Consider the following 11,095-nt stretch of genomic DNA (forward strand, 5'->3'; position numbering starts at 1 on the left):
CGCGCGACCCACTTCCTAAGCTTCTTGCAACTCGCCGCAGCAATGCTGTGGATGCGATGAATGTCGATTCAGCCTAGCCGCCCTGCTCATCGGGAAACACCATGACGAAGGCGGTCAGATCACGCGTTGCGCCCAGATCAAGGCCGGCGAAGCACTGCCGGCCTTCCAGCCGCGCCAGGTCCGGCTTGCCACCATTGGCATTCCATTCCGCCTTGTGGATGAAGCGGGAGACCGACGACACGCGCTGATTGAGGATCAGGTTTCGGAATGCGGCCTCTTTTGACGGCACAAGGCGAGCCTGGCCAGCCTGGCGCTGTACGTCTTCGAGCGAACGGAAATCGCCGATGGCCGGGTTCGCCAGCAGCCAGGTATCCGGCTCCCAGGGGTCCGCATCCTGCGGCGCGGCATAGAGCGTCAGATGAAAGCTGGGATCGACAATATCGCCATCCTGGCAGCGTATCCCATAGTCCACCAGCTCGCTCATGACGGCATGGTCATCGGCCGCCTGGGTGGAAATCACCATCATCAGCGGATTGTCTCGGGCACCCGACGCGGTATCCATGGCGTCGAACAGCGCCCGGTTCGGCGCGCTGCCCAACTCGTCATAGACGACGAAGGAAGGCGATAGGCCCAGCTTGCTCCCGGCATCGGCGGACAGCGCCGTATAGATCGAGCCCATGCCGTCGCCGGATAGAACCTCGATCTGTTTGGTGAAGCGCACCACGTTGCAGCGGTCATCCAGCTCGGGATGAAATTGCAGGATCGCCGCCATCTCGGCATAGAGCTTCGCGGCCTGGTCGCGGGTCAGGGCGCAGGAATAGACCTCACCACGCGGCTCGGCTTCCGGCCCCAGCAGATGGCACAGCGCGAGCGCCGCCGCGAGCTGGGTCTTGCCGTTTTTGCGGCCCATCGACAGCACCGCCGTTCGCACCGGCCGGTTGCCGGCATCGTCCACTGCATAGACATCGCGGATGAATTCGCGCTGCCACTCTCGCAACTCCATCTGCGATCCGGCCAGCTTCCCGGCCGTGATCGGCAAATCTTCGCAGAAGGCAATCACCCGCTCGGCACGGGTCAAACCCGGCTCGTCCCAGGGCGCGACCTCGCGAACCTCGATCTTTCCGCGAGCCGAAAGTGCCTTCGCTCCCTTGCCTCTAAGTGCCATCTGCCAATCCCCTAAATCCTGCTAAGTTTTTGAAACTAAGTATTTTGTCATTACCCCCGCCGCTCCTTAGGTCCCGCATTTCTGGTCTTTCGAGGCACCCCCACCATGCCAATCATCACCGGGATCAATGGGATTGCCTTGTGCGTCGAAACCTTTGAAGCGTCGTCCGGTCGCTGCTCGATCCGGCCGATCAACCGCGCCGGTCTTCTCATTGTGGCATCGGTCGCAAAGGCTCATCAGCCCATCGAGCGAGGGGAAGGGATCTCCGCCCGACTTCACTGACTTGATGTGATCGACCGCGCGAGCCATGACGATCTGCCCGCGCAACTGGCAGGCAAAGCACAAAGGATCATGGGCCAGCTTGGCGAGGCGTAACCGCCGCCAGGTCGCAGTATTGTAGGGCCAATCAGCCATTAGCGGTTTCTCCCCGATCCAGTCGTTCCCGCGCGGCAGGCAGCACATCGACCGGCACAGTCACCCATTTATGTTGAAGCATCCAACGGCGATCCTCCCCATCGACACGAGAGGACCATTCCGCCAGGCAAGCGGCGGCGAAAGCCCTGCTTTTTGAGGTGTTGATAGACACATAGCTCTGCCCATCGCTGGCGATAAAGCGCTCCGATTGTGCCTCATCCTTCGGCCTATACAGCATCTGAACCTCCCGTTCGGTTCAGTGTGCCCGGACTTCGCCATTTCCTTCGTTCCAGAGCCCCTTTCTGCCTCTCCAATGGCACTGAGCTATTAAGAGGAATAGACTGGTTTTCCGTGGTAGGACACGAATGTCCCCCTATGCGGCGCGACGGCTTCGGCCCCATCTTGATCCACGTCATCCATTCCGCCGAAGCGATCGCGACAACATTGGAGAGGTGCTTGCGGCCCCTCACAGGCCGCTCAGTGACTTTGACCCAGCCAAGCTCGGTTAAACGATCCTGCGCCCGCTTTGCCGTCTTGCGGCACATGCCGCCGCGCGCAGCGATTTCATCGAGCGTTAACCGGCAATCGCCAGATCGCTTGACCTCATCGGAGACGATGCGAGCATAGGCAACTTGGCTTGTGGTGAGAGAGCCTGCCATCGCGGGCGGCATCGGCCACGTTGCTGCGAGTGTGCGCCGCCTATGGATCGACCGCTCCCGATCTGGAGACCGCTGCAGGCGGCGCTTCGCGAACCGGCTCATTGTCGGATAGAGGTGTCCGCTCTTTGGGCCGGTGAGACGGGTGGGAACGGTTGTCGCTGGAACGGTTGCGATCTCGCCGGTGAGATAGCCCGCATAGCGCTGGGGGTCGCGGATAGGTTTGTTCAGAACTCCCAAAAGGCCAGATGACACGGCAATGGGTTTGGCGGCGCTCATGCAGCACCTCCAATCCCGCATGAGACCATTGCGACCGTTGGCTTTGCATGATAGAAATTGCCGCTGAAAACGCTGGTGTGTTTTCCATCTGCATAGTCGCCGTTCCGGGGTCCAGCCGGGGCGGCGTTTTGCATTTCCGCAAACCCCTGAAAGGGCCGTAGCGCGGACAATCTGCGGACAGAGGCAATTCGGCCTTACGGTCGATACCTGCTAAGTCATTGGGAAGATTGGCGCACCCGACACGATTCGAACGTGTGACCTCTGCCTTCGGAGGGCAGCGCTCTATCCAGCTGAGCTACGGGTGCCAAGGCAGAAGACGCCTGACGATGGGCGCGAACCTACTGTAAGGCGGACCCAGGCGCAACATGGGAATTGGCTTCGGGCCACTTCTTTTGTCGGGGAAAAGCGAGAGGGGAATGGTCCCCGCGGGGAAGGGATGAGGAAACCCCGCGGGGGGAAGGGCGGGCCGGTCAGTGGAGGGTTGCCAGCCGCACTTCGTGGGTGTCGATCCAGTCGATGACCGCTTCCGGACTGTCGGCGATCAGCACCGGGGCGCCGTCGGCGCTCATCAGCAATTCGAGGCGCTGCTGGGCCGGAGCCATGGCAGCCTGGGGAATGAACGCGGCCAGTTCGCCGGCATCCATCTGCTTCCAGAACACGATATCGCCGGCGCCAAGCGCGGCGAACTGGGCTTCGGTCAGGGTCTTGAGCGGTTCAGCCGCCAGCCCGAACCGGGCTTCGGCATAGGCCGATTTTTCATTGGGCTTGTTCATAACGCACACCTTTCTACTCGACCGAGCTGATCTCGATGCGGCGAGTCACCGGTTTGGCAACGGGCCGGTATACGGTGATAACGAGCAGGCCGTTCCTGAGTTCGGCCCCCTCGATTCTCATGCCGTCCGCCAGAAGGAAACTGCGCTGGAACTGCCGGGCGGCTATGCCGCGATGCAGATAGTCCCGCGTGCCGTCATCCTTCTGCCGGCCCCGCACGATGAGCTGATTATCCTCCCCAATCACTTCCAGATCGTTACGCGAGAACCCGGCCACCGCGATGGCGATGCAATAGGTCTCTCCATCACCCTGGGTGATGCGCTCGATATTGTAGGGAGGATAGCCCTCGGCGGCCTTGGCCAGCCTGTCGAAGCGCTCTTCGAACGCGTCGAACCCCAAAAGAAAGGGGGCGGAAAACACAGATACCCTCGTCATCGGTCGAGATGTCCTTGATCGTCAAGCAACATGTCCACGATGACCCGCAATTTCGGCATCATCGTCGATTGGCTATGATATGGGTCTTCGACCGCGCCATTCAAGGGAAGCCGCAATGTCCGCACCCCCTCCGGTGTCCATCGTCATGCCGGTTTATCGCGGCCAGGCGACCATAGCCCGCGCCGTGCGCTCGGTGCTGGAGGGCGGCCATGCGGATTTCGAATTGATCGTGGTCGCCGATGACGGGGACGATTACGAGGCCATCCTCGGCCGGGCCGGGCTGGCCGATCCCCGCATCCGTCATTTCGAGAGCGGGGTTTTCGGCGGCGGCTCGCCTCCGGCGCGCAATGTGGGGCTCGATGCGGCCCGCTACGACATCGCCGCCATTCTCGATGCCGACGATGCCTATAAGCCCGGGAAACTGGCCATCATGGCCCCGCTCGCCGCCCGGCACGGGCTGGTCTCCTGCGCCCTCGACGTCACCCTGCCCGATGGCACGCATCTGCGCCATGTGGGACGGGGGCCGGACCGGCTATTGTCGCCGGGAGCCTACAAGTTCACCAATTTCTCCATGGATTCCATGCTGGTGCACGACCGGCGCCGCGTCGATCCGCGCTATGATCCCAGCCTGCCCTGCCTTACCGATCTCGATTTCCTGCTCAAGCTGTTCGCGGTCCTTCCGGCCTGCTTTCACGTGGGCACGCCGCTGCACGATTATGTGAAGATGCCGGTCTCGGTTTCCAACGGTCCGGGAGTAACCGAAAAGATGGTGGCGACCAAGCTGCTGATGCGCCACAGGCTGGCCACGGGCTTCTATCCCCTCGCCGACCCGCGCGGGTGCGAAGGGCTGGACCGCTTCCTCGCCCTCTCACTGGCCGCCGAACGCGCCTTCGCGCCGGATGCTCCAGCCTCCGGCGGGGTCGCGCTGTTCGAGGACCATATCGAGCCGCGGCTGGGCGCCTGAACGGCTCTATTCCGCCGCGGCACGCCGGGGCAGCACCCATCCGGGGCGCGGGAAATGGCAGGTATAGCCATTGGGGATGCGCTCGAGATAATCCTGATGCTCGGGCTCGGCCTCCCAGAAGGGGCCCACCGGTTCGATTTCGGTCACCACCTTGCCGGGCCACAGGCCCGAGGCCTCCACATCGGCGATGGTATCCAGCGCGGTCTTTTTCTGCGCCTCGTCCTCGTAATAGATCGCCGAACGATAGCTGGTGCCGATATCGTTGCCCTGCCGGTTCGGCGTGGTGGGATCGTGGATCTGGAAGAAGAATTCGAGCAGCTTGCGGTAGGAGAGCGTTTCGGGATCGAAGACGACCTCGATGGCTTCCGCATGGGTGCCGTGATGACGATAGGTGGCGTGGTCCACATCGCCCCCCGAATAGCCCACGCGGGTTGTTTCGACGCCGGGCAGCCTGCGGATCAGATCCTGCATGCCCCAGAAGCAGCCTCCGGCCAGGACGGCACGTTCACTCATGATTGGGTCTCCACCTGATCAACATAATCGCCATAGCCTTCGCGTTCCATGGCCTCGAGCGGCACGAAACGCAGGGAGGCGGAATTGATGCAATAACGCAGCCCGCCGCGATCGGCCGGCCCGTCGGGGAAGACATGGCCGAGATGGCTGTCCCCATGCACCGAGCGGACCTCGGTACGGATCATGCCATGGCTGGTGTCGCGCAATTCGGTGACATTGGCCACCGGCTTGGTGAAGCTCGGCCAGCCGCAACCGGAATCGAACTTGTCCGAGGAAACAAAGAGCGGCTCGCCGGAGACGACATCGACATAAAGGCCAGGGGCCTTGTGGGTGTTGTATGCGCCGGTGCCGGGATATTCGGTGCCATTTTCCTGGGTGACCCGATATTGTTCGGGCGTCAGCCGGGCAATGGCCTCGTCAGTCTTCTTGTATGTCATGACGGCTCCTTAGGTTTTGCCCAATATGGGGATTGGGGCGGACATTTGCGAGGGGGCGGGGCTCCGCCGGCTCAGCGCCCCTCATCCGTCCGTCGCTAGAGTGTGATCCAGCTTCGTTGAATCTGGATCACACTCCAAATTGCTGATGTGTCGTGCGGTCGAACCGGAAAAGTCTGCAACTTTTCCTGACCGCACTCTAATGCGCCTCGTCCCAGTTGCTGGCGGCCTTGGCCTCGACGCTGAGCGGCACGCTGAGGCGCAGGGCCGGTTCGGGGGCCCCCTCCATCACCCGCTTGATGATGGGGATCGCCTGCTCGGCCTTGTCGGCGGGGGCTTCGAAGATCAGTTCGTCATGGACCTGCAGCAGCATGTCGGCCGGGACGTTCTCGTCCGCCAGCACACGCTCCATGCGGATCATGGCGCGGCGGATGATATCGGCGGCCGAGCCCTGGATGGGGGCGTTGATCGAGGCGCGCTCGATGAAGGCCCGCTCCGACGGGTTCTTGGTGTTGACGTTCTCGAACGGAATGCGACGGCCGAAAATGGTCGAGACATAGCCCTGCGCTTTGACGATGCGGCGCTGCTCGCTCATATAGTCCTGGATGCCGGGGAAACGGGCGAAATAGGTCTTGATGTACTCCCCCGCCTCGCCGCGCGAAATGCCGAGCTGGTTGGCAAGGCCAAAGGCGGAAATGCCGTAGATGATGCCGAAATTGATCGCCTTGGCCCGGCGACGGATCATCGGGTCCATGCCCGCGATGGGCACGCCGAACATCTCCGACGCGGTCATGGCGTGGATATCCAGCCCCTCCTCGAAGGCGTCGCGCAACGACTGGATGTCGGCGATATGGGCGAGGACCCGCAATTCGATCTGCGAATAGTCGGCGGAGATCAGCACATTGCCCGGGGTGGCGATGAAGGCGTTGCGGATCTTGCGGCCATCCTCGGTGCGGATGGGGATATTTTGCAGATTGGGCTCGTTGGACGACAGCCGTCCCGTCGCCACCGAGGCTTGGTTGTAGGAGGTGTGCACGCGCTGGGTGCGCTGATTGACATAGCCGGGCAGCGCGTCGGTATAGGTGGATTTGAGCTTGCTCACCCCGCGCCAGTCGAGAACCGTCTGGGCCAGCGGGACGCCCTTGGCGGCGAGGTCGTCGAGCACCGAGGCGCCGGTGGCCCAGGCGCCGGTCTTGGTCTTTGTCCCACCTTCGAGCCCCATCCGGCCGAAGAGGATGTCGCCCAGCTGCTTGGGGGAGCCGAGATTGAACCTTTCCCCGGCCAGTTCGTAGGCCTGCTCCTCGAACGCGGCGGCGCGCTGGGCGAAATCCCCCGACAGGCGCGACAGGATCTGCCGGTCGACGGTGATGCCCCGCGCTTCCATGCGGGCCAGTACCGGGGTCAGCGGACGGTCGAGCGTCTCGTAGACCGTGGTGACCCCCTGGGCGACGAGGCGCGGCTTGAGCACCTGCCAGAGCCGCAGGGTGATATCGGCATCCTCGGCGGCGTAGCGCGAGGCGGTGTCGATGGCGATGCGGTCGAAGGTCAGCTGGTTCTTGCCGGTGCCCGCCAGGTCGGTGAATTTGAGGCAGGTATGGGAGAGGTATTTGTCGGCCAGCGCATCCATGGAGTTGTTGCGCGCGCCGTCGAGCGCGTAGCTCATCAGCAGCGTGTCGTCGATCGGCGCCATGACGATGCCGTAGCGGACCAGGATGCCCAGATCGTATTTGACGTTCTGGCCGATCTTGAGGATCGCCGGGTCCTCGAGGACGGGGCGCAGCATGTCGAGGGCGGTGCGCATGTCCATCTGCCCCTCGGCCAGCCCGCCGCCGAACATGTCGCCCTCGCCGGTGACGTGCCCCAGGGGAATGTAGCAGGCGCGGCCGGGGCGGGTGGCAAGGCAGATGCCGACCAGATCGGCGGCCTGGTTGTCGAGCCCGGTGGTCTCGGTATCCACCGCCACATGGCCGGTGTCCACGATGTCGGCGATCCAGGCGGCCAGCGCGTCGGCGTCGCGGACGATCTCGTAATCCTCGTGCCGGCACGGAATGGCGCGGATCTTTTCCAGCACCGCTTCCGCATGGGCGTCGGGACCCGACGTGCCCGAAGCCGGGGACGGGCCTTCCGAGACCGCGATGGCGCCGGGGATCGAGGCGCCCCGCGCCGCCAGCTCGGGATCGGCCTCGAAATCGTCAGGGTCCACGTCGAGCAGCGCGGCGATGCGGCGGGTGATCGAGGTGAATTCCATGGCCTTGAGGAACGGCATCAGCGACTTGGCGTCGAGGGGCTGGCGCACCAGATCGTCGAGCGGGATCTCGACCGGGGTATTGCAATCGAGCTCGACCAGCTTGCGCGAGATGCGGGCCAGATCGGCGTGCTCGATGATCGATTCCCGACGTTTTTGCTGCTTGATCTCCGAGGCGCGGGCCAGGAGGGTTTCCAGATCGCCATATTCGTTGATCAGCAGGGCGGCGGTCTTGACCCCGATGCCGGGAATGCCGGGCACGTTGTCGACCGGGTCGCCGCACAGCGCCTGCACGTCGACCACCTTGTCCGGGGTGACGCCGAATTTCTTCATCACCTCGTCCGGGCCCATCCAGCGCAGGGGCGGCTGGCCGGGGCGGGCGATGGTATCGAGCATCTGGATGTGATCGTCGTCGATCAGCTGCATCATATCCTTGTCGGAGGAGACGATGGTGACCTTGCCGCCCCGGTCGCGCATCTGACAGGCATAGGTGGCGATGATGTCGTCGGCCTCATAGCCTTCCTGCTCGATGGAGGGCAGGCAGAAGGCGCGGGTGGCGGCGCGGGTGAGGGGGAATTGCGGGACCAGGTCCTCGGGCGCTTCGGGCCGATGCGCCTTGTACTGGTCGTAGAGATCGTTGCGGAAGCTGGTGCCGGAATAATCGAAGATCACCGCGAAATGGGTGGGCTCGTTCTCCCCCTTGAGGTCCTCGCCGAGCTTGAACAGCATGTTGCAGAAGCCCGAGACCGCGCCGACCGGCAGGCCGTCCGATTTGCGGGTGAGGGGCGGCAGCGCGTGATAGGCGCGGAAGATGAAGGACGAGCCGTCGACTAGGACGAGATGCATGGCGGGTTTCCTCGGGCCCGGCATTGCGCGCCCTCAACGATTCTGTTTGGTGCGGACTTTCGCGCGAATAGGGATGGGGGGCAAGCGCCCAGGCGTCATGCCTAGGCACGACCCGGCGGGGATTTGACCCCCATGAGCAGCGCCCAATAGGTGCCATAAGTGTTGTAGGTGGTCGAGGGCCCGCGCCGCAGGGCCAGGCCGAACTGCACGTAATCGGGATTGACCATAGTGCGGTGATGCGAGGGCGATTTGAGCCAGCCGGCGATCACCGCGTCGAGATTGGGCGGGCCGCCGGCGAGGTTTTCCCCCGCCCCGCCCCCGAACCCGGCCCGGCGCAGGCGGACGATGAGGGTCTGCTCGGGCGCGGCGGTATGGGCGATGGTGGTGGTGTCGGCCATCAATTGCGCCTGCTCCTCGGCGACCTTTTGCAGCGTGGCGTTGTGGCCGAGCAGCGGCAGGTTGCGCTCCGCGCGCATGGCGTTGAGCTTTTCGCTCGCCTCGGCGATGGTGATCGCGGAGACCGGATCGGCGCGGGCGGTCTGCATGATCATCGGCCCGCCCATGCAGCCGCTGAGCGCGGCGGCGCCAAAGCCCAGGGCGGAGAGGGTGAGGAATCGGCGGCGGGTGGGTTCGGTCATGGGCGCAATCCTAGCCGAACCGGGCCGCTTTGAAACCTCCCAAATCACCGTTTTCCGGCCTTGGCCTCACGCCTTGGCCGCCATGCGGATCGACCAGGCGAGATAGCCGATGGCGGCGCCGATGACGATCAGCTGCAGCCCGACCAGCATGGCCAGCACCCAACTGGCGGCGGTTTCCAGATTGGCGATGAGGAACACCGAGAGCACCATGCCCAGGGCGCCGCTCAGCGCCACCCAAGGCCAGCCGGGCAGCGGGCGGATGGTGAGGGCCCAGATGAGCTTGCCCAGCCCCTCCATCATGAAGAAGACCACGATGAGCAGGCTGAAGCCGATGATCGACTGGGCCGGGTTCATGAGGATGAGGACGCCGATCAGAACCCCCAGCACCGCCGACATCAGTTGCAGCGAGGCATAGGAGGCCCGCCAGGTGGCGATGAGGCTCAGCCCCTGCATCAGCCCGCTCAGGATCAGCAGCCAGCCGATGGCGAGCGTGATGGTCTGGGCGGAAAAGATCGGGAAGATGATGGCCAGAATCCCGGCGACGATCATCAGCCCGGCCTGGACGAGATAGAGAAAGGCCGAGCGGCGCACCGAGTCGCGAATGGCTTCCTGGTAGATTTCCGATGCGGCATTGACGGATACGGGCATGGCGGCCTTCCTTGCGGTTGCAGCGGGCGGATCGATCCGCCCAGCATGCGCCTCGAATGTTAAGGTTCATTTGCCGTCTCCCCGCTTGCACGACGGCCGGCTTGGCCCTATAAGCGGTCGATCCATGGACACGCCCTTGCGGCCTGGCCACGGATTGTGTATGTCGCGCATCTCGCATACCCGATGCGCATTCGAGCCGCCCGGCCAAAAGGCATGCCGTGGCGGTTCATGAAAGCGGAAGCTCACCAGAGCGGCTGCAAGAAGACCAAAAGGAAACCGCAAAATGCCCAAGATGAAGACCAAATCTGGCGCCAAGAAGCGCTTCAAGGTCACCGCGACCGGCAAGGTCCTGGCCGGTGCCGCCGGCAAGCGCCACCGCCTGATCAGCCACAACGCCAAGTACATCCGCACCAATCGCGGCACCTCGGTCATGGCCGACGCCGATGCCAAGATCGTCAAGAAGTACATGCCCTACGACCGCTGAGCGGTTGCCGGCAGTTTTGGATTGTCGCGCTGGCTTGACAGCGCCCCGTCAGATTTGAGGATAACAACATGTCCCGCGTGAAAAGAGGCGTTACCGCCCACGCCCGCCACAAGAAGGTGATCAAGGCCGCCAAGGGCTATTATGGTCGCCGCTCCACCAATTACCGCTCGGCGGTCCAGGCCGTCGAAAAGGCGGCCCAGTACGCCTATCGCGACCGCAAGGCCAAGAAGCGCAATTTCCGTGCGCTGTGGATCCAGCGCATCAACGCCGCCGTGCGCAGCCATGGGCTGACCTATGGCCGATTTATTGACGGCCTCAGCAAGGCTGAGGTCGCAGTGGACCGCAAGGTCCTGGCCGATCTGGCCGTGCACGAACCGGCGGCTTTCGAAGCGCTGGTCGTCAAGGCCAAGGACGCCCTCACCTATCTCGGTGACATCGAAGCGACCACCCACGAGCGCATTTCCGCCTGATTTTCCAGCGGACGCGCACGCGCCTTAACTGAGGCCGGAGATTCAAAGCCTTGCGCTGCCCCCTTTAGGGGTGGCGCGGGGCTTTTTCGTTTGCTACCGCTTCGCCCGAAACCCGTTCACGATACGAAGAAGA

14 protein-coding genes and 1 tRNA gene are annotated in these 11,095 nt (G+C 63.5%); 3 read left to right on the forward strand and 12 right to left on the reverse strand.

What is annotated here, in order from left to right; translation table 11 throughout:
* Positions 1-73 precede the first annotated feature (73 nt).
* The 7 genes from DVH29_RS05935 to DVH29_RS05955 all read right to left on the reverse strand — a co-directional run bounded on the left by DVH29_RS05935 (position 74) and on the right by DVH29_RS05955 (position 3,720).
* Complete coding sequence (locus DVH29_RS05935) at positions 74-1,165, reverse strand: terminase large subunit domain-containing protein (RefSeq protein WP_114645254.1); 1,092 nt, start codon at positions 1,163-1,165, stop codon at positions 74-76.
* Positions 1,166-1,231: 66 nt separating this feature from the next.
* Entirely contained in the window at positions 1,232-1,579 is a 348-nt protein-coding gene (locus tag DVH29_RS05940; protein ID WP_114645424.1) for an HNH endonuclease, read from the reverse strand.
* The gene (locus DVH29_RS16170; protein WP_147276013.1) at positions 1,572-1,817 is read right to left on the reverse strand and encodes a hypothetical protein; all 246 of its coding nucleotides are present in this window, start codon (positions 1,815-1,817) and stop codon (positions 1,572-1,574) included. The genes DVH29_RS05940 and DVH29_RS16170 overlap by 8 nt, the downstream gene beginning before the upstream one ends.
* Positions 1,807-2,514 carry a hypothetical protein gene (locus tag DVH29_RS16175; protein ID WP_147276014.1) on the reverse strand — a complete coding sequence of 236 codons (708 nt, stop codon included), beginning with the start codon at positions 2,512-2,514 and terminating at the stop codon, positions 1,807-1,809. The genes DVH29_RS16170 and DVH29_RS16175 overlap by 11 nt, the downstream gene beginning before the upstream one ends.
* A 228-nt stretch (positions 2,515-2,742) precedes the next feature.
* Positions 2,743-2,819, reverse strand: a tRNA-Arg gene (locus DVH29_RS05945).
* Positions 2,820-2,984: 165 nt separating this feature from the next.
* Complete coding sequence (locus tag DVH29_RS05950; RefSeq protein ID WP_114645255.1) at positions 2,985-3,287, reverse strand: DUF1150 family protein; 303 nt, start codon at positions 3,285-3,287, stop codon at positions 2,985-2,987.
* Between the two features lie 13 nt (positions 3,288-3,300).
* Positions 3,301-3,720 carry an Hsp20 family protein gene (locus tag DVH29_RS05955; RefSeq protein ID WP_114645256.1) on the reverse strand — a complete coding sequence of 140 codons (420 nt, stop codon included), beginning with the start codon at positions 3,718-3,720 and terminating at the stop codon, positions 3,301-3,303.
* Between the two features lie 115 nt (positions 3,721-3,835).
* Between DVH29_RS05955 and DVH29_RS05960 the strand changes: the two genes are divergently transcribed.
* Positions 3,836-4,684: a glycosyltransferase family 2 protein gene (locus DVH29_RS05960; RefSeq protein WP_158541578.1), complete on the forward strand. Its 849-nt coding sequence runs from the start codon at positions 3,836-3,838 to the stop codon at positions 4,682-4,684.
* A 6-nt stretch (positions 4,685-4,690) separates the two neighbouring features.
* Here DVH29_RS05960 and msrA read toward each other — a convergent pair whose 3' ends face one another.
* The 5 genes from msrA to DVH29_RS05985 form a co-directional block, all read right to left on the reverse strand.
* Entirely contained in the window at positions 4,691-5,197 is a 507-nt protein-coding gene (gene msrA / locus DVH29_RS05965) for a peptide-methionine (S)-S-oxide reductase MsrA (protein WP_114645258.1), read from the reverse strand.
* The gene (gene msrB / locus DVH29_RS05970; RefSeq protein WP_114645259.1) at positions 5,194-5,634 is read right to left on the reverse strand and encodes a peptide-methionine (R)-S-oxide reductase MsrB; all 441 of its coding nucleotides are present in this window, start codon (positions 5,632-5,634) and stop codon (positions 5,194-5,196) included. Before msrB ends, msrA begins: the two co-directional genes overlap by 4 nt.
* A 196-nt stretch (positions 5,635-5,830) precedes the next feature.
* Positions 5,831-8,722 carry a DNA polymerase I gene (gene polA / locus DVH29_RS05975; protein WP_114645260.1) on the reverse strand — a complete coding sequence of 964 codons (2,892 nt, stop codon included), beginning with the start codon at positions 8,720-8,722 and terminating at the stop codon, positions 5,831-5,833.
* 101 nt (positions 8,723-8,823) lie between these two features.
* Positions 8,824-9,360, reverse strand: coding sequence for a CAP domain-containing protein (locus tag DVH29_RS05980; RefSeq protein ID WP_114645261.1), 537 nt, complete (start codon positions 9,358-9,360; stop codon positions 8,824-8,826).
* Positions 9,361-9,426: 66 nt separating this feature from the next.
* A complete protein-coding gene (locus DVH29_RS05985) occupies positions 9,427-10,008 on the reverse strand; it encodes an HdeD family acid-resistance protein (protein ID WP_114645262.1) in 582 nt (193 codons plus the stop codon).
* A 283-nt stretch (positions 10,009-10,291) separates the two neighbouring features.
* On the opposite strand from DVH29_RS05985, the gene rpmI reads away from it, so the two are divergent.
* Both rpmI and rplT read left to right on the forward strand, forming a co-directional pair.
* Positions 10,292-10,492: a 50S ribosomal protein L35 gene (gene rpmI / locus DVH29_RS05990; RefSeq protein WP_114645263.1), complete on the forward strand. Its 201-nt coding sequence runs from the start codon at positions 10,292-10,294 to the stop codon at positions 10,490-10,492.
* A gap of 68 nt (positions 10,493-10,560) precedes the next feature.
* Positions 10,561-10,962, forward strand: coding sequence for a 50S ribosomal protein L20 (gene rplT / locus DVH29_RS05995; RefSeq protein WP_114645264.1), 402 nt, complete (start codon positions 10,561-10,563; stop codon positions 10,960-10,962).
* Positions 10,963-11,095: the final 133 nt, after the last annotated feature.

Origin of the sequence: Pelagibacterium lacus (genome assembly GCF_003345525.1) — a bacterium.
In the GTDB taxonomy this organism is placed as follows: Bacteria; Pseudomonadota; Alphaproteobacteria; order Rhizobiales; family Devosiaceae; genus Pelagibacterium; species Pelagibacterium lacus.

Coding starts and splice junctions, on each gene's coding strand:
- DVH29_RS05935 (WP_114645254.1), bottom strand. CDS start 1,165: ATGGCACTTAGAGGCAAGGGAGCGAAGGCACTTTCGGCTCGCGGAAAG.
- DVH29_RS05940 (WP_114645424.1), bottom strand. CDS start 1,579: ATGGCTGATTGGCCCTACAATACTGCGACCTGGCGGCGGTTACGCCTC.
- DVH29_RS16170 (WP_147276013.1), bottom strand. CDS start 1,817: ATGCTGTATAGGCCGAAGGATGAGGCACAATCGGAGCGCTTTATCGCC.
- DVH29_RS16175 (WP_147276014.1), bottom strand. CDS start 2,514: ATGAGCGCCGCCAAACCCATTGCCGTGTCATCTGGCCTTTTGGGAGTT.
- DVH29_RS05950 (WP_114645255.1), bottom strand. CDS start 3,287: ATGAACAAGCCCAATGAAAAATCGGCCTATGCCGAAGCCCGGTTCGGG.
- DVH29_RS05955 (WP_114645256.1), bottom strand. CDS start 3,720: ATGACGAGGGTATCTGTGTTTTCCGCCCCCTTTCTTTTGGGGTTCGAC.
- DVH29_RS05960 (WP_158541578.1), top strand. CDS start 3,836: ATGTCCGCACCCCCTCCGGTGTCCATCGTCATGCCGGTTTATCGCGGC.
- msrA (WP_114645258.1), bottom strand. CDS start 5,197: ATGAGTGAACGTGCCGTCCTGGCCGGAGGCTGCTTCTGGGGCATGCAG.
- msrB (WP_114645259.1), bottom strand. CDS start 5,634: ATGACATACAAGAAGACTGACGAGGCCATTGCCCGGCTGACGCCCGAA.
- polA (WP_114645260.1), bottom strand. CDS start 8,722: ATGCATCTCGTCCTAGTCGACGGCTCGTCCTTCATCTTCCGCGCCTAT.
- DVH29_RS05980 (WP_114645261.1), bottom strand. CDS start 9,360: ATGACCGAACCCACCCGCCGCCGATTCCTCACCCTCTCCGCCCTGGGC.
- DVH29_RS05985 (WP_114645262.1), bottom strand. CDS start 10,008: ATGCCCGTATCCGTCAATGCCGCATCGGAAATCTACCAGGAAGCCATT.
- rpmI (WP_114645263.1), top strand. CDS start 10,292: ATGCCCAAGATGAAGACCAAATCTGGCGCCAAGAAGCGCTTCAAGGTC.
- rplT (WP_114645264.1), top strand. CDS start 10,561: ATGTCCCGCGTGAAAAGAGGCGTTACCGCCCACGCCCGCCACAAGAAG.